General features: G+C 70.9%; 18 protein-coding genes. 2 read left to right on the forward strand and 16 right to left on the reverse strand.

What is annotated here, in order from left to right; all coding sequences use genetic code 11:
- The first annotated feature begins 65 nt into the window (after positions 1 to 65).
- Positions 66 to 1,088 carry a terpene synthase family protein gene (locus ACWCP8_RS08290; RefSeq protein WP_451114952.1) on the forward strand — a complete coding sequence of 341 codons (1,023 nt, stop codon included), beginning with the start codon at positions 66 to 68 and terminating at the stop codon, positions 1,086 to 1,088.
- A 107-nt stretch (positions 1,089 to 1,195) separates the two neighbouring features.
- Here the strand turns inward: ACWCP8_RS08290 and ACWCP8_RS08295 are convergent, their stop codons facing one another.
- From ACWCP8_RS08295 to fmt, 4 genes are all read right to left on the reverse strand, one after another.
- The gene (locus ACWCP8_RS08295) at positions 1,196 to 2,212 is read right to left on the reverse strand and encodes a sugar-binding transcriptional regulator (protein WP_267008164.1); all 1,017 of its coding nucleotides are present in this window, start codon (positions 2,210 to 2,212) and stop codon (positions 1,196 to 1,198) included.
- 167 nt (positions 2,213 to 2,379) lie between these two features.
- Positions 2,380 to 3,063 carry a ribulose-phosphate 3-epimerase gene (gene rpe / locus ACWCP8_RS08300; protein ID WP_352266193.1) on the reverse strand — a complete coding sequence of 228 codons (684 nt, stop codon included), beginning with the start codon at positions 3,061 to 3,063 and terminating at the stop codon, positions 2,380 to 2,382.
- A 322-nt stretch (positions 3,064 to 3,385) separates the two neighbouring features.
- On the reverse strand, positions 3,386 to 4,819 hold the full coding sequence (locus ACWCP8_RS08305; protein ID WP_352266192.1) for an RsmB/NOP family class I SAM-dependent RNA methyltransferase: 1,434 nt from the start codon (positions 4,817 to 4,819) through the stop codon (positions 3,386 to 3,388).
- 145 nt (positions 4,820 to 4,964) lie between these two features.
- Positions 4,965 to 5,897: a methionyl-tRNA formyltransferase gene (gene fmt / locus ACWCP8_RS08310; RefSeq protein WP_352266191.1), complete on the reverse strand. Its 933-nt coding sequence runs from the start codon at positions 5,895 to 5,897 to the stop codon at positions 4,965 to 4,967.
- A gap of 227 nt (positions 5,898 to 6,124) precedes the next feature.
- On the opposite strand from fmt, the gene ACWCP8_RS08315 reads away from it, so the two are divergent.
- Positions 6,125 to 6,673 (forward strand): hypothetical protein, encoded by a 549-nt coding sequence (locus tag ACWCP8_RS08315; protein ID WP_352266190.1) that lies wholly within the window; start codon positions 6,125 to 6,127, stop codon positions 6,671 to 6,673.
- A gap of 68 nt (positions 6,674 to 6,741) precedes the next feature.
- Here the strand turns inward: ACWCP8_RS08315 and ACWCP8_RS08320 are convergent, their stop codons facing one another.
- The 12 genes from ACWCP8_RS08320 to ACWCP8_RS08375 all read right to left on the reverse strand — a co-directional run bounded on the left by ACWCP8_RS08320 (position 6,742) and on the right by ACWCP8_RS08375 (position 21,718).
- The gene (locus ACWCP8_RS08320; protein WP_451114955.1) at positions 6,742 to 8,886 is read right to left on the reverse strand and encodes a primosomal protein N'; all 2,145 of its coding nucleotides are present in this window, start codon (positions 8,884 to 8,886) and stop codon (positions 6,742 to 6,744) included.
- Between the two features lie 138 nt (positions 8,887 to 9,024).
- Entirely contained in the window at positions 9,025 to 10,233 is a 1,209-nt protein-coding gene (gene metK / locus ACWCP8_RS08325) for a methionine adenosyltransferase (RefSeq protein ID WP_352266188.1), read from the reverse strand.
- Positions 10,234 to 10,475: 242 nt separating this feature from the next.
- Positions 10,476 to 11,678 carry a bifunctional phosphopantothenoylcysteine decarboxylase/phosphopantothenate--cysteine ligase CoaBC gene (coaBC, locus tag ACWCP8_RS08330; RefSeq protein WP_352266187.1) on the reverse strand — a complete coding sequence of 401 codons (1,203 nt, stop codon included), beginning with the start codon at positions 11,676 to 11,678 and terminating at the stop codon, positions 10,476 to 10,478.
- A gap of 144 nt (positions 11,679 to 11,822) precedes the next feature.
- Positions 11,823 to 12,095: a DNA-directed RNA polymerase subunit omega gene (rpoZ, locus tag ACWCP8_RS08335; RefSeq protein WP_003970369.1), complete on the reverse strand. Its 273-nt coding sequence runs from the start codon at positions 12,093 to 12,095 to the stop codon at positions 11,823 to 11,825.
- An 83-nt stretch (positions 12,096 to 12,178) separates the two neighbouring features.
- Positions 12,179 to 12,796, reverse strand: coding sequence for a guanylate kinase (gene gmk, locus ACWCP8_RS08340; RefSeq protein WP_326602506.1), 618 nt, complete (start codon positions 12,794 to 12,796; stop codon positions 12,179 to 12,181).
- Positions 12,797 to 12,834: 38 nt separating this feature from the next.
- Positions 12,835 to 13,158 carry an integration host factor gene (locus tag ACWCP8_RS08345; RefSeq protein WP_267006222.1) on the reverse strand — a complete coding sequence of 108 codons (324 nt, stop codon included), beginning with the start codon at positions 13,156 to 13,158 and terminating at the stop codon, positions 12,835 to 12,837.
- Between the two features lie 244 nt (positions 13,159 to 13,402).
- Positions 13,403 to 14,242, reverse strand: coding sequence for an orotidine-5'-phosphate decarboxylase (gene pyrF / locus ACWCP8_RS08350; RefSeq protein ID WP_352266186.1), 840 nt, complete (start codon positions 14,240 to 14,242; stop codon positions 13,403 to 13,405).
- Positions 14,239 to 15,348: a quinone-dependent dihydroorotate dehydrogenase gene (locus tag ACWCP8_RS08355; protein ID WP_451114959.1), complete on the reverse strand. Its 1,110-nt coding sequence runs from the start codon at positions 15,346 to 15,348 to the stop codon at positions 14,239 to 14,241. Before ACWCP8_RS08355 ends, pyrF begins: the two co-directional genes overlap by 4 nt.
- A gap of 65 nt (positions 15,349 to 15,413) precedes the next feature.
- Positions 15,414 to 18,722 (reverse strand): carbamoyl-phosphate synthase large subunit, encoded by a 3,309-nt coding sequence (carB, locus tag ACWCP8_RS08360; protein ID WP_451114961.1) that lies wholly within the window; start codon positions 18,720 to 18,722, stop codon positions 15,414 to 15,416.
- Entirely contained in the window at positions 18,715 to 19,857 is a 1,143-nt protein-coding gene (gene carA / locus ACWCP8_RS08365; RefSeq protein ID WP_352266183.1) for a glutamine-hydrolyzing carbamoyl-phosphate synthase small subunit, read from the reverse strand. Before carA ends, carB begins: the two co-directional genes overlap by 8 nt.
- Positions 19,854 to 20,435 (reverse strand): PH-like domain-containing protein, encoded by a 582-nt coding sequence (locus tag ACWCP8_RS08370; RefSeq protein ID WP_352266182.1) that lies wholly within the window; start codon positions 20,433 to 20,435, stop codon positions 19,854 to 19,856. Before ACWCP8_RS08370 ends, carA begins: the two co-directional genes overlap by 4 nt.
- Positions 20,432 to 21,718: a dihydroorotase gene (locus ACWCP8_RS08375; RefSeq protein ID WP_352266181.1), complete on the reverse strand. Its 1,287-nt coding sequence runs from the start codon at positions 21,716 to 21,718 to the stop codon at positions 20,432 to 20,434. Before ACWCP8_RS08375 ends, ACWCP8_RS08370 begins: the two co-directional genes overlap by 4 nt.
- Between the last annotated feature and the right edge of the window lies 1 nt (position 21,719).

Here is a 21,719-nt window from a genome sequence, read left to right on the forward strand (position 1 = left end):
GAGGAACAGGCGGAACGGCCCCGACTTCCGTCACACGTACGACCGGAGAGGATCCAGACCCGCCCGTGGAGAACGAACTGCCGGACATCTACTGCCCGTTCCCCCAGCAGACGAACCCGCACGTCGCGCATACCCGTGCACACCTCGACAGCTGGACGCGCAGCACCGGTCTGGTACACCGGGATTCAGCCAGGGAGCGCTTCGAGCAAGCCGACTTCGGCGCGTTCGTCGGCATGGTGTATCCGACCGCGAACGCCGAGAATCTCGATCTCGTCGCCGACTGGTTCGTCTGGCTGTTTCTCGTCGACGACCAGCTCGACGACGGCCATCTCGGCCGCAGCCCGGCCCGGGTGCGCGACGTGGTGGCGCTGATGCGCGCGGTGGTCCAGGGCACCGGCGTCGGCCCGCTGCCGGACGAGGAGCTGCCGGCCGCGGTGGTCGCCCTGGTCGACCTGTGGGAACGGACGACGCCGAACGCGGCCGCGCACTGGCTGCGACGGTTCGCCTGGCACCTGATCACGTACCTCACCACGGCCGCCACCTGGGAGGCGGGGAACCGGGCGAACGGTGTCGTGCCGTCCGAGGAGACGTACATCGCCAAGCGGCGGCACACCGGCGCCATACATGTCTGCATGGACCTGATAGAGATCGTGGCCGGTATCGAGGCACCCGAGTCGATCCACAACGACCCCCGGTTCATCGTCGCTCTCGAAGCCTCGTGCAATGTCGTGTGCTGGGCCAATGACGTGTACTCGTACGAGAAGGAACAGGTCCTCGGCGAGATCCACAACCTCGTCCACCTGGTCCGGCACCACCGCGGATACGGCAAGCAGCAGGCGCTCGAGCACGTCTGCGCGGAGATCGCCAGGGAGACGGAGCGCTTCCTGACCGCCGAGGCCGAGCTGGTGACGGCCTACCCGCTGCTGTCCGGGATGCTCGTCCCGTACCTGAACGGGATGCGGAGCTGGATGCGCGGCAATCTGGACTGGTCACGGCAGACGCCGCGCTACAACCCGGCGGACGTCAGCCAGTACAAGGAGCCGCAGCAGTACCTGGAGTCAACGGTCCTGGGCGTACGGCAGGACTGACCCCGGAGCGCATCGCATCGGCCACCGGGCGGGGCGTGGAGCCCGTCCGGCGGCCGAGGCGCGGTGGCCCCGCCGGGCGGCCCGTCCAGGACGCCGCCCGGTCCCGCTCAGACCCCGTCCGGGTCGGCCCGCTCCAGTGCGGGACGCCGCGGCGCCGCGGACTCCGTCAGCAGATATTCCGCGGCTGATGTGTCCGTCACCAGGCTGGTGACCAGACCGGACCGCAGGACCGCCCCGATCGCCGCCGCCTTGCGCTGGCCGCCCGCGATCGCCACCACCTCGGGGATCCGCCGCAGCCGGTCCGCCTCGACGGTGATGCACCGCTCGCCCAGGTCGCGGCCGACCCGGCGCCCCTCCGTGTCGAAGAGGTGCGCGGACATCTCGGCGGCGACGCCGAGCGACGCGTAGTGCTCCCGCTCCTCGTCGGTCAGCATGTCGTGGACGGTGGAGATACCCGGCTCCCAGGAGCCGATGGAGACCGCGGCGACCGTCACCTTGTCGAAGTACTCGAAGGCGCGGGCGATGCCGGTCTGGTGGCGCAGCGCGGCGGCCGTGGCCGGGTCGGGCAGCAGCATCGGCGCATAGATCGGGTGGGCCTCGCCACCGGAGACCTGGGCGGCCCGCCGGACCGCCTCGACCGAACCGCGCTCGGCGGTCCCCGCGTCGTACACCCCGGTGAGCTGCACGACCGTGCACGGCGGCAGCCGGTCGAGGGCCGCCGCCATGTGGATGGTGGACCGGCCCCAGGCCAGGCCCAGGACATCGCCTTCGTTCACCAGTTCGCCGAGAAGATCGGCCGCGACCTCACCCAGGTTCTCCGGGTCCGGGGCGTCGTCCTGCTCCTCCGCGGGAGACTCGACGACGACCGCGTGCCGCAGCCCGTAGCGGGCCCGCAGCGCGTCGGAACGCTCCGCGTCCAGCTCTGCGGGGACCCGGATCTCGATCCGTACGAGGTCACGCTCGAGCGCCGTCTCCAGGACCCGGGCCACCTTGAAGCGGCTGACGCCGAACTCCTCGGCGATCTGGATCTTCGACTTTCCCTCGAGGTAGAAGCGGCGGGCCATGGCCGCCGCCTGCACCAGCTCCGCGGGCCCCATCCGCAGGGCGGACCGTCCCGCCGACATAGCAGACACCGCGATCTCCTCACTGCTGTTCACACGCTCGATACGCCGTTCATCCTGTCAGATCCGGCGATCCTTGATCGGTCCCGTCGGACCGCGTTCATCTGACCTTGGCCGGGCCGACCGGCAACCGGGCCCAACCGTCGTCACTGCCGACGTCGCCGCCGGCTTCAGTGGTTGCACGCCCAGGCCGCCGAGGCGATCGTCCCGTCCGCCCTGGCACGCAGGGCGCGTACCGCCTCGGCCGGGTCCTGGGCCCCGTACACCGCGGAACCGGCGACAAAGACGTCCGCACCGGCCTCGGCACACCGCTCGATGGTGGACTCCGAGACCCCGCCGTCGACCTGGAGCCACAGCTCCAGACCGTGCTTGGAGATCAGCTCACGGGTACGGCGGATCTTCGGCAGCATGATGTCCAGGAAGGCCTGGCCGCCGAAGCCCGGCTCCACCGTCATGATCAACAGCATGTCGAGCTCGGGGAGCAGGTCCTCGTACGGCTCGATCGGCGTCGCGGGCTTGAGCGCCATGGAGGCGCGGGCGCCCTTGGCCCGGATCTCCCGCGCCAGCCGTACCGGCGCTGCCGCGGCCTCCGCATGGAAGGTGACCGAGCCGGCCCCCGCCTCGACGTACTGCGGCGCCCAGCGGTCCGGGTCGTCGATCATCAGGTGGCAGTCCAGCGGAGTGTCCGTGGCCCGGCTGAGCGATTCCACGATGGGCACGCCGAGGGTCAGGTTGGGCACAAAGTGGTTGTCCATGACATCGACATGAAGCCAGTCGGCGCCTTCGACGGCCTTCGCCTCCTCGGCGAGGCGAGCGAAGTCGGCGGACAGGATGCTCGGGTTGATCTGGGCCATGTGCCAAGCCTGCCATGTTCCGCGGCACTTCCCCGCCCGAGTGCGGGCCAAAGCCTCACGGGATCATTACAGTTCGCGAAATCCAAGGGTTTCGGCTGCCCGATCCGGGCGATTCGGCCCGCGTCGGCCCGATCGGCAGCGGTACAGGCCGTGCGGCGGCGGCCTTCTCCCGGCACCGCACACCGCAGGGGCGAGGGTTTCGTTCCGCAATTTCGTTACGCGCGGTTCCGGACACCGGCTGCGGGCGCTCGGAATGGACATTCCGCCACCGGCCGCACGCGGCACAGGTCACCGCACCGCGTGAGGCCGGCGGTACCGGGCGTTACGCGGTACGCCGCAGCAGAGCCAGATACATCGCGTCCGTGCCGTGCAGATGCGGCCACAGCTGGATGTCGGGTCCGTCGCCCAGCGCGGGCACACCGGGCATCAGCGGGCGCGCGTCCACCCACTCCGCCTCGACCGGCTGACCGCCGCGCCCCTTCAGCACGTCCTCGACGACCACTCGGGTCTCCGCGAGATGCGGCGAGCAGGTCGCGTAACCGACGATGCCGCCGACCCGCACGGCCTTCAATGCCTCCCGCAGCAGGCCCCGTTGCAGCGGCGCGAAGCTCTCCAGGTCCTCCGCGCGGCGGCGCCAGCGGGACTCCGGTCGCCGGCGCAGCGCGCCGAGGCCGGAGCACGGGACGTCCATCAGGACCCGGTCGAAGCTGTCGGGCTGCCACGGCGGGCGGGTGCCGTCGGCGGTGATGACCTGGTACGGGCCGGGGTTGCCTGCCAGCGCGCGCTCGACGAGCCGGGCCCGGTGCGGCTGCTTCTCGGCTGCGAGCAGGGCAGCGCCGCGTTCGGCGGCGAGGGCGGCGAGCAGCGCGGCCTTACCGCCCGGCCCGGCGCAGCCGTCGAGCCACCGGGTGTCACTGCCGTCCACCGGCGCGTTGGCGAGGGCCGTGGCCACCAGCTGGCTGCCCTCGTCCTGGACTCCGGCACGGCCTTCCTGCACGGCGGCCAGGGCGCCGGGCTCGCCGCCCTCGGCCATCCGTACGGCATAGGGCGACCAGCGGCCGGGCAGCCCGTTCTCGTCGCCGAGGGCCGTGAACAGCTCATCGGTGGTGGAACGGCCGGGGCGGGCGACGAGGGTGACCTCGGGCCGTTCGTTGTCGGCTTCGAGGAGATCCTCGATCCCGGCGCGGCCGCCGCCCAGCGCGTCCCAGAGGGCCGAGACGATCCACCGCGGGTGCGAGTGCACGACGGCGAGGTGGTCCTCGGCGTCCTCGTCGTACGACGGGGCGACACGCGCCACCCAGCCGTCGAGGTCGTCCGCGGCAACCTTCCGCAGCACGGCGTTGACGAACTTCGCCCGTCCCTCGCCGAGCACCACCCGGGCCAGCTCCACACTGGCGGAGACCGCGGCGTGGGTGGGGATACGCGTGCCGAGCAGCTGGTGGACGCCCATGTTCAGCACGTCGAGGACCGGCGGGTCGACCTCGCGCAGCGGCCGGTCGATGCAGGACGCGACGATCGCGTCGTACGTGCCCTGGCGCCGCAGCGTCCCGTAGACCAGCTCGGTCGCCAGCGCCGCGTCCCTGGCGTCGAAGTCGCCCTTGGCGCGTGCCTTCTTCAGCAGCGGGGGCAGGACGAGGTTGGCGTACGCATCGCGTTCGTCGACAGCCCTGAGGGCTTCGAAGGCGAGGAACCGGACCGGGTCCTTCTGGGGCCGGCGATGCGGCTTGGCGGGACGGCGACGCTGCTGGTCGTTCACGTGAAAGGTGCTCCGCTGATGGTGAGGGGGCGAACCCTCCCAGCCTACGTCGCCGTCGGATCAAGCCCGTCCGGCGATCGAGGACAGGACCGGCGACCGGACGGCCTGTCCGGCGACCCCGCCGGACAATGCCGCCGGACAGGGCTCAGACCCCGATCAGCTCCCCCAGGGCGATCCGCACCCCGCGCGCCCAGTCCGCGGCCCGCATCGGCTTCTTGCCCTGGGGCTGGACCCAGAGCAGCTCGACGGCGTGCGATCCGGTGCCGACGTACACATTGTTCTTGGACGCGGACAGCTCGCCGGGCGCCAGGTCGGCGCGGTCCAGGACGGGCACGGCCTGGATCAGCTTGAGGCGTTCCCCCCGGAAGAGCGTCCACGCCCCGGGGGCGGGGGTGCAGCCGCGCACCACCCGGTCGACCCGCAGCGCGGGCGCCGACCACTGCACCTGGGCGTCCTCGACGGTGATCTTCGGTGCGAGGGTGACGCCCTCCTCCGGCTGCGGCACGGCGTGCAGGGTGCCGTCCTCGATGCCGTCCATGGTCGCGGCGAGCAGCCCGGAGCCGGCAAAGGCGAGCCGGGTGAGCAGATCGCCGCTGGTGTCGGTGGGCCGTACCTCCTCGGTGAGGACGCCGTACACCGGCCCGGAGTCGAGTCCCTCCTCGATCAGGAAGGTCGAGGCACCGGTGACCTCGTCCCCGGCCATCACCGCGTGCTGCACGGGGGCCGCGCCACGCCAGGCCGGGAGCAGCGAGAAGTGCAGATTGACCCAGCCGCGGGCGGGAATGTCGAGCGCGGTCTTGGGCAGCAGCGCCCCGTAGGCGACGACCGGGCAGCAGTCCGGGGCGATCTCCCGCAGCCGCGCGAGGAAGTCCTCGTCGCGCAGCCGGGCGGGCTTCAGCACCTCGATCCCGGCTTCCTCGGCGCGCTCCGCGACGGGGCTGGCGACCAGTCGACGGCCGCGTCCGGCGGGAGCGTCGGGGCGGGTGACGACGGCGGCCACTTCGTGCCGGCCGGAGGAGATCAGGGCGTCCAGGGCGGGTACGGCTACCTCGGGGGTGCCTGCGAAGACGAGCTTCATGGGTGGCTGACTGCCTCTCAGGCCGAAACGTACGGTGACGAGCAACGCACCAGTCTAGGCGGCAACAGAGCGGGGGCGTACGCACGACCGTGCGCCCCGCGCATATGCGCGTACGCCCCTGAAGCGTGACCACAGCCCCGGGTGACGCGTTGGTCAAGAGAGATTGACCGAAGCGGGCCGCCAGGTGCGGTCCGGCCCCTTTCAACGCCGGTTCGAGAGGCTTCTTCATGGCCGACCACGCAACCCACGACGCCCAAGCGCGGGCCAGCCTGCATCTGTTGGTGCGGGACATCGAGCGGGTCCGGCGGCAGGTGGACGCACTGCGCACGCTCACGGCCCAACTGGGCAACGTCTACCGTCCGCGCCGCTCCGGCCCGTCCACGGGCTTCGTCGTCTACGGCAGGGCCCCGGCCCCCACCGTCAGGCTGGCCCAGGAACTGCGGGACAGCGTCGAAACCCTGGTGACGGCGGCAGTGGACTTCGACCGCTCGCTGGGCTTCTCCTGGGACGCGGTGGGCTCCGCACTCGGAGTCACCAAGCAGGCGGTCCATCGCCGCTACGGCGCCCGCCGGAACACCCCGCAGCCGGGGGCGGCGGAGGTGGCCGCGGAGACCGCGGGGACACGTCCCCTGCCCGTGACACCCGGGTCCGGCGCGTCGTCGGTACTGCCCGCCGTACCCGCGGCCCGCTCGATGCCTCCCCAGCCCTCGGCGGACCGCCCGTCCCTGCGCGAGGACCTGCGCCCCGGCGTCTTCCCCGGCCCGCGCAACGGCTGACCGAACCCCCTCTGCCCCGCCGTGCCCGACGCACGAGGGGCAGTCGTATGTGACTTGCGCACGTCCGGTCAGCCGATGTCCGGGGGATCGATCCTGATCCGTACCGGATCGCCGTTCCCCCGGGCCATCCGCGCCGCCTGCGCCGTCTTCAGAGCGGCGGCGAGTGCGGCGCCGCTGCCCGGCGGCACCCGGAGCAATGCCCGCTCCCAGCTCTCCCCCACCGGCGCGTCCCACGGTCTGCGCGGTCTGCCGGGTTCGGTGCGCGGCACCGGGACCGGGCCGAGTACCTCCGCATCCGGCGGCAGTTCCGCGGCGGCGAGGAAGGCGGCGAGCGCCTCCGGCGGGCCGGTCACCGAGGCCATCCGGGATACCGGCGGGAAGCCCAGCTCGGCGCGTTCCGCCAGCTCGCGGCGGGCGTGGCCGACCGGGTCCCAGCGCACCAGCGCCTGGACCGGCCGCAGCGTCGGTTCGGCGACGATCACCACCGTGCCGCCTTCCTGCTGCCCCCGTACCAGTGAGGCCGCGGCGGTCCAGCGGCGCAGCGCCTCCTCGCCGGCCCTCAGGTCGGGGCGCCCGACCATCGCCCAGCCGTCGAGCAGCAGCGCGGCCGCGTAGCCGCCGTCGGCGACGGGCTCCGCGCCGGGGGTGCTGACCACCAGCGCGGGCACATCGGGCACGGAGTCCAGGATGTGGTCGCGCCCGGACGTGCGCACCGGCACGGCGGGGAACGCCCGGCCGAGCTCCTCTGCGGTCCGGCGGGCGCCGACGATCCGGGCCCGCAGCCGGTTGGCGCCGCAGGCGACACAGTGCCAGGCGGTTTCGGCCCGACCGCACCAGGCGCAGTTGAGATCCCGCTGGTCCGGTGCCTCCAGCGGTCCCGCGCAGTGACGGCACCGGGCGGGCTCGCGGCAGCGCTCGCAGGCCAGCCGGGGTGCGTACCCACGACGCGGCACCTGCACCAGCACCGGTCCACTGCGCAGCCCGTCCCGCACGGTCTGCCAGGCCAGGCTGGGCAGCCGCGCCGCCCGGGCCGCCCCGTCCCGGGCCAGCTCGCCGTCGCCGACGGTACGGATCAGCGGCGCCGCGATCCGCAGCTGTTCCCGGTCCGCGCGCAGCGGCAGCGCCCAGCCGCTCTCCACCAGCTGGGCGGCCTCCACCGTGCAGTTCGTCCCGCCGAGCAGGAACGCGCACCGGCCGTGCGCGGCCCGCAGCTCCAGAACCTCCCGGACATGCGGGAACGGGGCGTTGTCGTCGCTGTGGCTGGAGTCGCCGTCGTCCCACACGGCGACCAGGCCCAGATCCGCGACCGGTGCGAACATGGCGGCCCGCGTCCCGACCACCGCGCGCACGGATCCGCGCCGCACGGCGAGCCACTCCCGGTACCGCTTCTCGGGCCCGGAGTCGGCGGTCAGCAGCGCATGGCGGCCCGCCCCCAGCAGCTCCGTGAGCGCGGCGTCCACCCGCCCGGCACTGCGCCCGTCCGGTACGACGACGAGCGCACCCCGCCCGGAGACGAGGGTCGCGGCGACCGCCCTGGCGATCTCCTGCGACCAGTGCGGGCCCGGCAGCGCGGTCCATACGGCCCTGGGCGCCCCGCCCTCGGCCAGCGCCCGCAGGAACGCGGGCCCCTGCTCGTACCGCTCCCAGCTCCCGGCCGACGGCGCCGGAGGCGGCGGCAGCGGTTCCGGCGACGGCTTGGACTCGGCCCGTCCGTTCCTGGGCGGCACGGCGAGCTGCAGCACATCGGCGAGACTGCCCGCGTACCGGTCGGCCACCGCACGGGACAGGGCGAGGAGCTCGGGTCCGAGCACCGGCTCGGGCGATACGACATAGGCGAGCGCGGCGAGCGCCCCCGGGTAGTCCGACTCGGCACGCCGTTCGATGAGGAACCCGTCGATCAGCCCGCCGCCCTCACGGCGCCCGCCGCGGACATTGCGCCCCCCGGCCCCGAACCGCACCCGAACCCGCACACCGGGCTGCGCCTCGGCGTCGAGCTCTTCCGGCACGGCGTAGTCGAAGTACTGGTCGAGGTGGAGCACACCCTTGTTGACCAGCACCCGGGCGACGGGCAGCTCCTTGGCGAGTGCGGCCCCCCGCCAGGTCCGCGGCTTGGCCCGCGGCACGTTCGCCTTCCGTACGGTCTCCCGAATGAGCGCAAGCTGCTCCGGCGCCCCACCCTCGGGCTCCACGGACTGCTCGTTGTCGCTGCTCACAGCCAAATTCCTACCAGACACCACTGACAGCGGCCCCTGCCCGGGACCGCTCTCCCCGGCCGGTCGGGGCCGCACGCGCCGGGGCCCGGACACCGCGTGCGGCGTCCGGGCCCCGGCGTACGGGCGAGAGCGGCAGGCTTACAGCCCGGCCGCCTTGCGCAGTGCTTCCACGCGGTCGGTGCGCTCCCAGGTGAAGTCGGGAAGCTCGCGGCCGAAGTGGCCGTACGCCGCGGTCTGGGCGTAGATCGGACGCAGCAGGTCGAGGTCGCGGATGATCGCGGCCGGGCGGAGGTCGAAGACCTCGCCGATGGCGTGCTCGATCTTCTCGGTCTCGATCGCGGCGGTGCCGAACGTCTCGACGAACAGGCCGACCGGCTCGGCCTTGCCGATCGCGTACGCCACCTGCACCTCGCAGCGCGCCGCGAGGCCCGCTGCGACGACGTTCTTGGCGACCCAGCGCATCGCGTACGCCGCCGAGCGGTCCACCTTCGACGGGTCCTTGCCCGAGAAGGCACCGCCGCCGTGGCGGGCCATGCCGCCGTAGGTGTCGATGATGATCTTGCGGCCGGTCAGACCGGCGTCGCCCATCGGGCCGCCGATCTCGAAGCGGCCGGTCGGGTTCACCAGCAGCCGGTAACCGTCGGTGTCCAGCTTGATGCCGTCCTCGATCAGCTGCGCGAGGACGTGCTCGACGACGAATTCGCGGATGTCGGGGGCGAGCAGCGAGTCGAGGTCGATGTCGCTGGCGTGCTGCGAGGAGACGACGACCGTGTCGAGACGGACGGCCTTGTCGCCGTCGTACTCGATGGTGACCTGCGTCTTGCCGTCGGGACGCAGGTAGGGGATGGTCCCGTTCTTGCGGACCTCGGACAGCCGGCGCGAGAGGCGGTGCGCCACGTAGATCGGGAGCGGCATGAGCTCCGGGGTCTCGTCGCAGGCGTAGCCGAACATCAGGCCCTGGTCGCCCGCGCCCTGCTTGTCGAGCTCGTCCTCGTCGCCCTCGACACGCTTCTCGTACGCCGTGTCGACGCCCTGCGCGATGTCCGCGGACTGTGCGCCGATGGACACCGAGACGCCGCAGGAGGCGCCGTCGAAGCCCTTTTTGGAGGAGTCGTAACCGATCTCCAGGATCTTGTTGCGCACCAGCGTCGGGATGTCGGCGTAGGCCTTGGTCGTGACCTCACCCGCGACATGCACCAGACCGGTGGTGATCAAGGTCTCGACGGCGACGCGCGAAGTCGGGTCCTCGCGCAGGAGGGCGTCGAGAATGGTGTCGCTGATCTGGTCAGCGATCTTGTCGGGGTGACCCTCGGTGACAGATTCCGAGGTGAAGAGACGGCGGGACACATCGCTCCCTGGGGTTGCAGCGGCTGCTGGCTGATCATTGGCGGACTTCCGGGAGCTGCGCCCGACACGGTCCGCGACCCAGTTTATCGGTCGCTATCGGTTGTCGGACAACGTGTCTCGCCTTTTGGAAGTTCTGTGACGTGCGGCACTGCTTGCTGCGGTACGACAATCACTCCCCAAAGAAGCCCTGTATGCCCATTTTTAAGGGATTTTGGGCTCCAGAGAGGGGAGAAACGGGGAATTCACACGAAACGTGCCGACACAAGATCCCAGATCGTGTCGGCGAGTCCTTCCTTGGGGCCGTAGGGCACGGGGGTCTCGCCGCCGTCGGCCGCGAGCACCACCGCTTCGTTCTCCTCGGAACCGAAGGTCTTGCGCTCCCCCACCTCATTGACGACAAGGAGATCGCAGCCCTTGCGGCGGAGCTTCTCCCGGCCGTTGGCGAGGACGTTGTCGGTCTCGGCGGCGAAGCCGACGACGATCTGGCCCGGCGTGGCCCGCTCGGCGGAGACCTCGGCGAGGATGTCGGGATTGCGTACGAGCGTGATCGGGGCGGGCTCCTGGCCGTCCTTCTTCTTGATCTTCCCCTGGGCGTACTCGGCCGGGCGGAAGTCGGCGACCGCGGCCGCCATCACCACGACATCGGCGTCGGACGCGGCCTTCAGCACGGCTTCTCGCAGCTGCACCGCGGTGCCGACCCGCACGACATCGGCGCCGGACGGGTCGGGCATTCCGGTGTTGGCCTCGATGAGGGTGACGCGGGCGCCGCGGGCGACCGCGGTGCGGGCGAGCGCGTACCCCTGCTTGCCGGAGGAGCGGTTGCCGAGGTAGCGGACCGGGTCGAGCGGCTCCCGGGTACCGCCCGCGCTGATCACCACGTGGCGGCCCGCCAGATCGGGTTCGACGGGCCCGCGGGCCAGCACCCGGCGGCAGACCTCGAAGATCTCGCCGGGGTCGGGCAGCCGGCCCTTGCCGGTGTCGACGCCGGTGAGTCGGCCGACGGCCGGCTCGATGACGACGGCGCCGCGCCGGCGGAGCGTGGCGACGTTCTCCTGCGTGGCGGGGTGCTCCCACATCTCGGTGTGCATGGCGGGCGCGAAGACCACCGGACAGCGGGCGGTGAGGAGCGTGTTGGTAAGGAGGTCGTCGGCGAGGCCGTGGGCGGCCTTGGCCAGCATGTCGGCGGTGGCGGGGGCGACCACGACGAGGTCGGCGCCCTGGCCGATGCGCACGTGCGGCACCTCGTGGACGTCGTTCCACACCTCGGTCGACACGGGGTGACCGGAGAGCGCCGACCAGGTCGCGGCGCCCACGAAGTTCAGCGCCGACCCGGTCGGGACGACGCGTACGTCATGACCGGACTCGGTCAGCCGCCGCAGCAGCTCACACGCCTTGTAGGCGGCGATGCCCCCGCTGACCCCCAGAACGACCTTCGGCTTCTCCACTGCGTCTCCCCGCACTCGGGTACGTACTCGGATACGTACACCCCCATGCTGCCTCACGGCGTCCGAGCGGCTCCCACAGCCCCGGACACACCACAGGCCCGGCAGTGGTGACCGCCGGGCCTGTGGTGAAGGTGCAATTCCTGCTTACTGCGCGGGGCCTTCGATGGCCTCGGAGGTCAGCAGGCCCGCGTTGATCTCGCGGAGCGCGATCGACAGCGGCTTCTCGTGCACGTGCGTGTCGACGAGCGGACCGACGTACTCGAGGAGGCCCTCGCCGAGCTGCGAGTAGTACGCATTGATCTGGCGCGCGCGCTTGGCGGCGTAGATCACAAGGCTGTACTTCGAGTCGGTGGCCTCGAGGAGCTCATCAATCGGCGGGTTGATGATGCCCTCGGGCGTGGTGATGGAAGAGGACACTCTCTGCCTTCCGAAGGGGGTAAAAATCAAAGAGATCTTTGACAGTGCGGGTTCCGCCGGGGTGGCGATCCGGGTCGGCTGCGTCAGTCGCTGCTCTCACGGCGGGCGGAAGTCTGCAACATCAAGGCTAGCAGCTCGCGTGCCACGTCCTCGACGGAGGTGTTGACCAGCGTCGTATCGAACTCGGATTCGGCGGCGAGTTCGACCTTCGCGGCGGCGAGCCGTCGCTCGATGACGTCCGGCGCCTCGGTTCCGCGGCCGGTGAGCCGGCGCACCAGCTCGTCCCAGCTGGGCGGGGCGAGGAAGACCAGCCTCGCGTCGGGCATCGACTGACGGACCAGTCGCGCCCCCTGGAGATCGATCTCCAGGAGGACCGGTTCGCCCGCCTCCAGGCGTTCGAGCACGGCCCGGCGCGGTGTGCCGTAGCGGTTGCCGGCGAACTCGGCCCACTCGAGCAGCTCGCCGTTGGCGATCAGCTTGTCGAACTCGTCGTTGTCCACGAAAAAGTAGTGGACGCCGTTGCGCTCGCCGGGGCGCGGCCGACGGGTCGTCGCCGACACCGAGAGCCAGACCTCTGGGTGGACCTTGCGCATATGAGCGACGACCGTGCTCTTGCCGACCCCGGAGGGGCCGGAGAGCACGGTCAGCCGCGGACGTACGTCCGGGGGTACGGGGGACGTCCCCCGGGATGTTGCAGCCATGGAGCGATTATCCCCGTTCTCAGGGGTGCCTGAGAACGTCAGACGGGAGAGCCGCCGAACTCTCGCTCCAGGGAAGCAATCTGGTTGGAGCCGAGACCCCGGACCCGGCGGCTCTCGGAGATCCCGAGCCGCTCCATGATCTGCTTGGCGCGGACCTTGCCCACGCCGGGCAGGGACTCGAGAAGGGCGGAGACCTTCATCTTGCCGATGACGTCGTTCTCCTGGCCCTGCTTGATGACCTCGTGGAGGGAAGCGCCGGAGTGCTTGAGTCGATTCTTGACCTCGGCCCGCTCCCGGCGAGCCGCGGCGGCCTTTTCGAGCGCGGCTGCGCGCTGTTCAGGGGTAAGGGGCGGAAGAGCCACGCCTACGTCACCTCGGATGTCGATCTGTCGGATACGGACCGGTGAGGAACTTAATCGCCCCACACCTGGTGAGCAACGAACAACCTGTGCACGTTGGCTCTCGACGGAGACTAGCGGCCAAGGCCGCCCGAGTCAGCGAGAACAGACGAAAAGTCCTGGTCAGCCTTAGCCGACCAGGGCATTTCAGGCATAACTACCGAGATTTTTGGTCAGGATTCCGCCAACACGCTTTTACGTGGCATCGTCAGCTTGCCGGGACGGCCGCGCGGACCTCGTCCGTGAGCCGATCGGCGGCTTCGCGCAGCCCGGACGCGTCGGGTCCGTGGCGCAGCACGCCCCGGCTCACGCTCGGCAGCACATTGCCCACCGCGGCGCCGAAGACGCCCGGGAGATCGGCGGGGGTGGCGCCCTGCGCACCGATGCCGGGGGCCAGCAGCGGTCCGTTGACCGCCAGGTTCACCCCCGCATCGCCGAGTGTGGCGCCGATCACCGCACCGACCGAGCCGAGCGGCGTGGCGCCCTCGTTCTCGGCGGCCACGTGGTCGAGCATCAGCTGGGCCAGCGACCGGCCGTCGGCGGCGGTGGCGCGCTGCACCTCGGCGCCCTCCGGGTTGGAGGTGAGGCCGAGGACGAAGACGCCCGAACCGGAGAGGACGGCCGCGTCGAGCGCCGGTCGCAGCGAACCGAAGCCGAGGTACGGCGAGACGGTGAGCGCGTCCGAGAAGAGCGGCGAGCCCTCGTCCAGGTAGGTCGCCGCGTAGGCGCCCATGGTGGAGCCGATGTCGCCGCGCTTGGCGTCCATCAGGACGAGCGCCCCGGCCGCCCGCGACTCCTCTACGGCCTTCTCCAGGACGGCGATGCCGCGCGATCCGAACCGCTCGAAGAACGCGGACTGCGGCTTGAGGACGGCGACCCGGTCGGCCAGCGCCTCGACGACCGTACGGGTGAACCGCTCCAGGCCCGCGATGTCGTCGTTCAGGCCCCAGGCGGTGAGCAGCGAGGCGTGCGGGTCGATGCCGACGCAGAGCGGCCCGCGGGTGTCCATGGCGCGGCGCAGCCGCGCGCCGAAGGGTTCAATGGTCACTTCATGACCTTCCGGGTCTCGGCGCCGACGGCCTCGGCGAGGGTGGCGAACGGGGAGGCTGCGAGGCGCGCGGCCAGGCCCTTGTGGATCGCGCGGGCGTAGAACGGGCCCTCGTAGATGAAGGCGCTGTAGCCCTGGACGAGGGTGGCGCCGGCGAGGATGCGCTGCCAGGCGTCCTCGGCGGTCTCGATGCCGCCGACCCCCACGAGGGTGATCTCGTCGCCGACGCGCGCGTAGAGCCGCTGCAGGACCTCCAGGGAACGCGCCTTCAGGGGCGCGCCGGAGAGTCCGCCGGTCTCCTCGACCAGCGACGGCGAGGACTTCAGCCCGAGGCCCTCGCGGGCGATGGTGGTGTTGGTGGCGATGATGCCGTCCAGGCCCAGCTCGACCGCGAGGTCGGCGACCGCGTCGACGTCCTCGTCCGCGAGATCAGGGGCGATCTTGACGAGGAGCGGGACCCGGCGGTCGGTGACGGTCCGGTCGGCCGCCTCGCGCACGGCGGTGAGCAGCGGGCGCAGGGCTTCGGTGGCCTGGAGGTTGCGCAGGCCGGGCGTGTTGGGCGAGGAGACGTTGACGACGAGGTAGTCGGCGTGGCGGGCGAGCCGTTCGGTCGACTTCACGTAGTCGCCGACGGCTTCTGCCTCCGGCACGACCTTGGTCTTGCCGATGTTGACGCCGACCGTGGTCCGGAAGACCGGGTTGCGGGTGGCCAGGCGCTCGGCCACGGCCGCGGAGCCCTCGTTGTTGAAGCCCATGCGGTTGATCAGCGCGCGGTCCGCCACAAGGCGGAAGAGGCGCTTCTTGGGATTGCCGGGCTGCGGCTCGCCGGTGACCGTACCGATCTCGATGTGGTCGAAGCCGAGCATCGACATGCCGTCGATCGCGACGGCGTTCTTGTCGAAGCCTGCGGCGAGGCCGAACGGGCCGTGCATGCGCAGGCCGAGGGCCTCGGTGCGCAGCTCCTTGTAGCGGGGGGCGAGCGCCGCTGCGACGAACGTACGCAGCACGGGGATGCGGGCCGCGAGACGGATCCACCGGAAGGCCAGGTAGTGGGCCTGCTCCGGGTCCATCCGCTTGAAGACCAGCTGGAAGAAGAACTTGTACATCGGGGTGTCCTCGGTGTCCTCACAGAGAGGGGGACACCGCTTCCGGTGTCCCCCTGCTGGGCCTGCTAGTCGCGCGCCGCGGTCAGATGTTCCGCGTGTTCCTGGAGGGAACGTACGCCGACGTCTCCGTGGTTGAGTGCGTCGATGCCCTGGACGGCGGCGGCGAGCGCCTGGACCGTCGTGAGGCACGGCACGGACCGGGCGACGGCCGCGGTACGGATCTCGTAGCCGTCGAGCCGGCCGCCCGTTCCGTACGGCGTGTTGACGATCAGGTCGACCTCGCCGTCGTGGATGAGCTGGACGATGGTCCTCTCGCCCTGCGGTCCGACGCCCTCGGACTGCTTGCGCACGACCGTGGCGTGGATGCCGTTGCGCTTGAGCACCTCGGCGGTGCCGGAGGTGGCCAGCAGCTCGAAGCCGTGGGCGACCAGCTCGCGCGCCGGGAAGATCATCGAGCGCTTGTCGCGGTTGGCGACGGAGATGAACGCGCGGCCCTTGGTGGGCAGCGGCCCGTACGCGCCGGCCTGCGACTTGGCGTACGCCGTGCCGAAGACCGAGTCGATGCCCATGACCTCACCGGTGGAGCGCATCTCCGGGCCGAGGACGGTGTCGACACCGCGGCCGTGGATGTCGCGGAACCGCGACCACGGCATGACGGCTTCCTTGACCGAGATCGGCGCGTCGAGCGGCAGGGTGCCGCCGTCGCCGTTCTTCGGCAGCAGACCCTCCTCGCGCAGCTCGGCGATGGTCGCGCCCAGCGAGATGCGGGCGGCGGCCTTGGCGAGCGGGACCGCGGTCGCCTTCGAGGTGAAGGGGACGGTTCGCGAGGCGCGCGGGTTGGCCTCCAGGACGTACAGGATGTCGCCGGAGAGCGCGAACTGGATGTTGATCAGTCCGCGGACCCCGACGCCCTTGGCGATGCCCTCGGTGGAGGCCCGAAGCCGCTTGATGTCGTAGCCGCCGAGGGTGATCGGGGGCAGCGCGCAGGCGGAGTCGCCGGAGTGGATGCCGGCCTCCTCGATGTGCTCCATGACGCCGCCGAGGTAGAGCTCGGTGCCGTCGTACAGCGCGTCGACGTCGATCTCGATGGCGTCGTCGAGGAAGCGGTCGACCAGGACCGGCCGGGTGGGGCTGATCTCGGTGGACTCGGCGATGTACGAGGACAGCCGCGTCTCGTCGTACACGATCTCCATGCCGCGGCCGCCGAGCACGTACGACGGGCGTACGAGGACCGGGTAGCCGATCTCGTCGGCGATGGCCTTGGCCTCGGAGAAGGTGGTGGCGGTGCCGTGCTTGGGGGCCGGGAGCCCGGCCTCGGCCAGGACGCGGCCGAAGGCGCCGCGGTCCTCGGCGGCATGGATCGCCTCCGGCGAGGTGCCGACGATCGGCACGCCGTTGTCCTTGAGCGCCTGCGACAGGCCCAGCGGGGTCTGGCCGCCGAGCTGGACGATGACACCGGCGATCGGGCCCGCGAGGGACTCGGCGTGCACGATCTCCAGCACGTCCTCGAGCGTCAGCGGCTCGAAGTACAGGCGGTCGGAGGTGTCGTAGTCGGTGGAGACCGTCTCCGGGTTGCAGTTGACCATCACGGTCTCGTAGCCGGCGTCGCTCAGCGCGAAGGAGGCGTGGACGCAGGAGTAGTCGAACTCGATGCCCTGGCCGATGCGGTTGGGGCCCGAGCCGAGGATGATCACCGCGGGCTTGGTGCGGGTCGCGACCTCGCTCTCCTCGTCGTACGAGGAGTAGAAGTACGGCGTGTTCGCGGCGAACTCGGCGGCGCAGGTGTCGACCGTCTTGTAGACCGGGCGGATGCCGAGCGCGTGCCGCACCTCGCGGACGACGTCCTCGCGCAGATCGCGGATCTCGGCGATCTGGGCGTCGGAGAAGCCGTGCCGCTTGGCCTCGGCGAGCAGCTCGGGGTCGAGCTTGTCGGCGGCGGCCAGCTCGTCGGCGATCTCCTTGATCAGGAACAGCTGGTCGACGAACCAGGGGTCGATCTTCGTGGCGTCGAAGACCTCTTCCTGGGTGGCGCCGGCCCGGATCGCCTGCATGACGGTGTTGATACGGCCGTCGGTCGGCCGGACCGCCTCGGCCAGCAGCTCGGCCTTGTCGCCGGTCTCGCCGATGAAGGTGAACTGCGAGCCCTTCTTCTCCAGGGAGCGCAGCGCCTTCTGCAGCGCCTCGGTGAAGTTGCGGCCGATCGCCATGGCCTCGCCCACCGACTTCATGGTGGTGGTGAGGGTGGAGTCGGCGGACGGGAACTTCTCGAACGCGAACCGCGGGGCCTTGACCACGACGTAGTCGAGCGTCGGCTCGAAGGAGGCCGGGGTCTTCTCGGTGATGTCGTTGGGGATCTCGTCGAGCGTGTAGCCGACGGCCAGCTTGGCGGCGATCTTGGCGATCGGGAAGCCGGTGGCCTTCGACGCCAGCGCCGAGGAGCGGGAGACGCGCGGGTTCATCTCGATCACGATGACGCGGCCGTCGGTCGGATCGATGGCGAACTGGATGTTGCAGCCGCCGGTGTCGACGCCGACCTCGCGGATGATCGCGATGCCGATGTCGCGCAGCCGCTGGTACTCGCGGTCGGTGAGCGTCATCGCCGGGGCCACGGTGATCGAGTCACCCGTGTGGACGCCCATCGGGTCGAAGTTCTCGATGGAGCAGACGACCACGACGTTGTCGTGCTTGTCGCGCATCAGCTCCAGCTCGTACTCCTTCCAGCCGAGGATGGACTCCTCCAGGAGCACCTCGGTGGTCGGGGAGAGCGTGAGGCCCTGACCGGCGATCCGGCGCAGCTCCTCCTCGTCGTGCGCGAAGCCGGAGCCGGCGCCGCCCATGGTGAAGGAGGGGCGGACGACGACGGGGTAGCCGCCGAGCGTCTCGACGCCCTTGAGGACGTCGTCCATCGAGTGGCAGATGACGGAGCGGGCGGACTCGCCGTGGCCGATCTTGGCGTTGACGGCTTCGACGACGCCCTTGAAGAGGTCCCGGTCCTCGCCCTTGTTGATGGCCTCGACATTGGCGCCGATGAGCTCGACGCCGTACTTCTCCAGGACACCCTTCTCGTGCATGGAGATCGCGGTGTTGAGCGCGGTCTGGCCGCCCAGCGTCGGGAGCAGCGCGTCGGGGCGCTCCTTGGCGATGATCTTCTCGACGAACTCGGGGGTGATCGGCTCGACGTACGTGGCGTCGGCGATCTCCGGGTCGGTCATGATCGTCGCCGGGTTGGAGTTCACCAGGATGACGCGCAGGCCCTCGGCCTTGAGGACGCGGCAGGCCTGGGTGCCGGAATAGTCGAACTCGGCGGCCTGTCCGATGACGATCGGGCCGGAGCCGATGACCAGGACGGACTGGATATCGGAGCGCTTAGGCACGCTGGCCCTCCATCAGGGATACGAAACGGTCGAAGAGGTAAGCGGCGTCGTGCGGGCCGGCGGCTGCCTCGGGGTGGTACTGGACGCTGAAGGCCGGCCGGTCGAGGAGTTGCAGTCCCTCGACGACCTGGTCGTTCAGGCAGACGTGGGAGACCTCGGCGCGGCCGAACTTCGTGTCGGACACCTTGTCCAGCGGAGCGTCGACGGCGAAGCCGTGGTTGTGAGCGGTGACCTCGACCTTGCCGGTCGTTCGGTCCTGCACCGGCTGGTTGATGCCGCGGTGGCCGTACTTCAGCTTGTAGGTGCCGAAGCCGAGGGCACGACCCAGGATCTGGTTGCCGAAGCAGATGCCGAAGAGCGGCGTCTTCCGCTCCAGGACGCCCTGCATGACGGAGACCGGGTGGTCGGCGGTGGCCGGGTCGCCGGGGCCGTTGGAGAAGAAGACCCCGTCGGGCTCGACCGCGTACACCTCGTCGAGGGTGGCGGTGGCGGGCAGGACGTGCACCTCGATGCCGCGCTCGGCCATCCGGTGCGGGGTCATGCCCTTGATGCCGAGGTCGATCGCGGCGACGGTGAACTTCTTCGTGCCGATCGCGGGGACGACGTACGTCTCCTTGGTCGCGACCTCGGCGGAGAGGTCGGCGCCCACCATCTCGGGGGCTTCCTTGACGCGGGCCAGCAGCGTGGCCTCGTCGGCGACGGCGTCACCGGAGAAGATGCCGACGCGCATGGCACCGCGCTCGCGCAGGTGGCGGGTGAGGGCGCGGGTGTCGATGCCGCTGATGCCGACGACGCCCTGGCGCTCCAGCTCCTCGTCGAGCGAGCGCTGCGAGCGCCAGTTGGAGGGCAGCCGCGCGGGGTCGCGCACCACGTATCCGGCGACCCAGATCCGCTGCGACTCGGGGTCCTCGTCGTTCACACCGGTGTTGCCGACGTGTGGGGCAGTCATCACGACGACCTGGCGGTGGTACGACGGGTCGGTCAGCGTCTCCTGGTAGCCCGTCATGCCGGTGGAGAACACCGCCTCGCCGAAGGTCTCCCCCACGGCCCCATAGGCGCGGCCGCGGAAGGCGCGGCCGTCCTCCAGGACGAGTACGGCGGGAACCCTGGAGGCTCCCCGGGTGGAGGTCGTCATCGCGCGATGCCTTCCGTAGTGCTGTCGGTGAGGTGGTGGATGGCGTCGACCCAGGCCGGGTGTTCGGCCGAGTGGTCGGAGCGGAAGCCGGAGTCGATCAGCGTGTCGCCGAGCGCCCAGGTGATGATCAGCAGGCCGCCCTCGGGGAGGACCTTGCCCGCGATGCCCTTGTCGAGCCGGGCGTCACGCAGCTGCGCTGCCGGGACGAAGAAGTCGGCCGCCCCGGGGCGTACGACGTCGAGACCCTGTTCGGTCAGTGTGAGCTCGACGCGGCTGCGGGTGCCGAGGCCGTGGGCGACGATCCGGTCGAGCCACTGCCCGGCGGTCGTCGAGGCGTGGTAGCGGCCGGTCATCGTCAGCAGGGGTGGCTGTGCCGCGTACCCGTCCGGCGTGGCGGGCAGCTCCGGCAGGTCCGACTGCAGGCTTCCCCGCCACTTCCATCCCTGGCGCATCAGCCAGTAGACGAAGGCGATGAAGACGACGAGTCCGATCACCCAGCTGATGCGGGCGGACAGGTCGGTCACGTCCGCCGACTTCTGCTCGGCGGCCAGCTGGTACAGGGGGGTGAGTGATGTCACGCGAGCTTCCCGTCGACGACCGTGGCACGGCCCCGCAGGAACGTGTGGGTGACGCGACCCGGCAGCTCGCGCCCCTCGTACGGGGTGTTGCGGCTGCGGGAGGCGAAGCCCGCGGGGTCCACGACTCCACGGTATGCCGGATCGACCAGCGTGAGGTTGGCAGGCTCACCGGCCGAGACGGGACGGCCGTGTCCTTCCAGGCGACCGATGGCCGCGGGGCGGACGGACATCCGGTCCGCGACACCCGACCAGTCGAGCAGACCGGTCTCGACCATCGTCTGCTGGACGACCGAGAGCGCCGTCTCCAGGCCCACCATGCCCATGGCGGCCGCGGCCCACTCGCAGTCCTTGTCCTCGCGCGGGTGCGGGGCGTGGTCGGTGGCGACGCAGTCGATCGTGCCGTCGGCGAGCGCCTCGCGCAGGGCCATCACATCGGCCTCGGTACGCAGCGGCGGGTTCACCTTGTAGACCGGGTTGTACGACCGTACGAGTTCGTCGGTGAGGAGCAGGTGGTGCGGGGTGACCTCGGCGGTGACGTTCCAGCCCTTGGACTTGGCCCAGCGGACGATCTCGACGGAGCCGGCGGTCGACAGGTGGCAGATGTGCACCCGGGAGTCGACGTGGGCGGCGAGGAGGACATCGCGGGCGATGATCGACTCCTCGGCGACGGCAGGCCAGCCTCCGAGGCCGAGCTCGGCCGAGACGATGCCCTCGTTCATCTGGGCGCCCTCGGTGAGGCGGGGCTCCTGGGCGTGCTGGGCGACGACACCGTCGAACGCCTTCACGTACTCCAGCGCGCGCCGCATGATCACGGCGTCGTCGACGCACTTGCCGTCGTCGGAGAAGACTTTCACTCCGGCGGCCGAATCGTGCATGGCGCCGAGCTCGGCGAGGTGCTTGCCCTCCAGGCCGACGGTGACGGCGCCGATCGGCTGCACGTCGCAGTAGCCGGACTCCTTGCCGAGCCGCCAGACCTGCTCGACGACGCCGGCGGTGTCGGCGACGGGGAACGTGTTGGCCATGGCGTGCACGGCGGTGAAGCCGCCGACTGCCGCGGCCTTGGTGCCGGTGAGGACGGTCTCGGAGTCCTCACGGCCGGGCTCGCGCAGGTGGGTGTGGAGGTCGACCAGCCCGGGGAGCAGGATCTGTCCCTCGGCCTCGACCACCACGGCGTCACCGGCATCGATACCGGTACCGACCTGTGCAATGGTCTCGCCGTCGATCAGGACGTCCTGCGGCTCGCCACCGAGGACCTTCGCGCCGCGAATAAGGATCTTGCTCATG

Source organism: Streptomyces sp. NPDC002206, assembly GCF_053593595.1.

Bases quoted from the DNA above. Each gene is read 5' to 3' on its own strand.
- ACWCP8_RS08295 (WP_267008164.1), bottom strand. From the start codon at position 2,212: ATGTCGGCGGGACGGTCCGCCCTGCGGATGGGGCCCGCGGAGCTGGTG.
- rpe (WP_352266193.1), bottom strand. From the start codon at position 3,063: ATGGCCCAGATCAACCCGAGCATCCTGTCCGCCGACTTCGCTCGCCTC.
- fmt (WP_352266191.1), bottom strand. From the start codon at position 5,897: ATGAAGCTCGTCTTCGCAGGCACCCCCGAGGTAGCCGTACCCGCCCTG.
- ACWCP8_RS08315 (WP_352266190.1), top strand. From the start codon at position 6,125: ATGGCCGACCACGCAACCCACGACGCCCAAGCGCGGGCCAGCCTGCAT.
- gmk (WP_326602506.1), bottom strand. From the start codon at position 12,796: ATGGCTGCAACATCCCGGGGGACGTCCCCCGTACCCCCGGACGTACGT.
- ACWCP8_RS08355 (WP_451114959.1), bottom strand. From the start codon at position 15,348: ATGTACAAGTTCTTCTTCCAGCTGGTCTTCAAGCGGATGGACCCGGAG.
- carA (WP_352266183.1), bottom strand. From the start codon at position 19,857: ATGACGACCTCCACCCGGGGAGCCTCCAGGGTTCCCGCCGTACTCGTC.
- ACWCP8_RS08375 (WP_352266181.1), bottom strand. From the start codon at position 21,718: ATGAGCAAGATCCTTATTCGCGGCGCGAAGGTCCTCGGTGGCGAGCCG.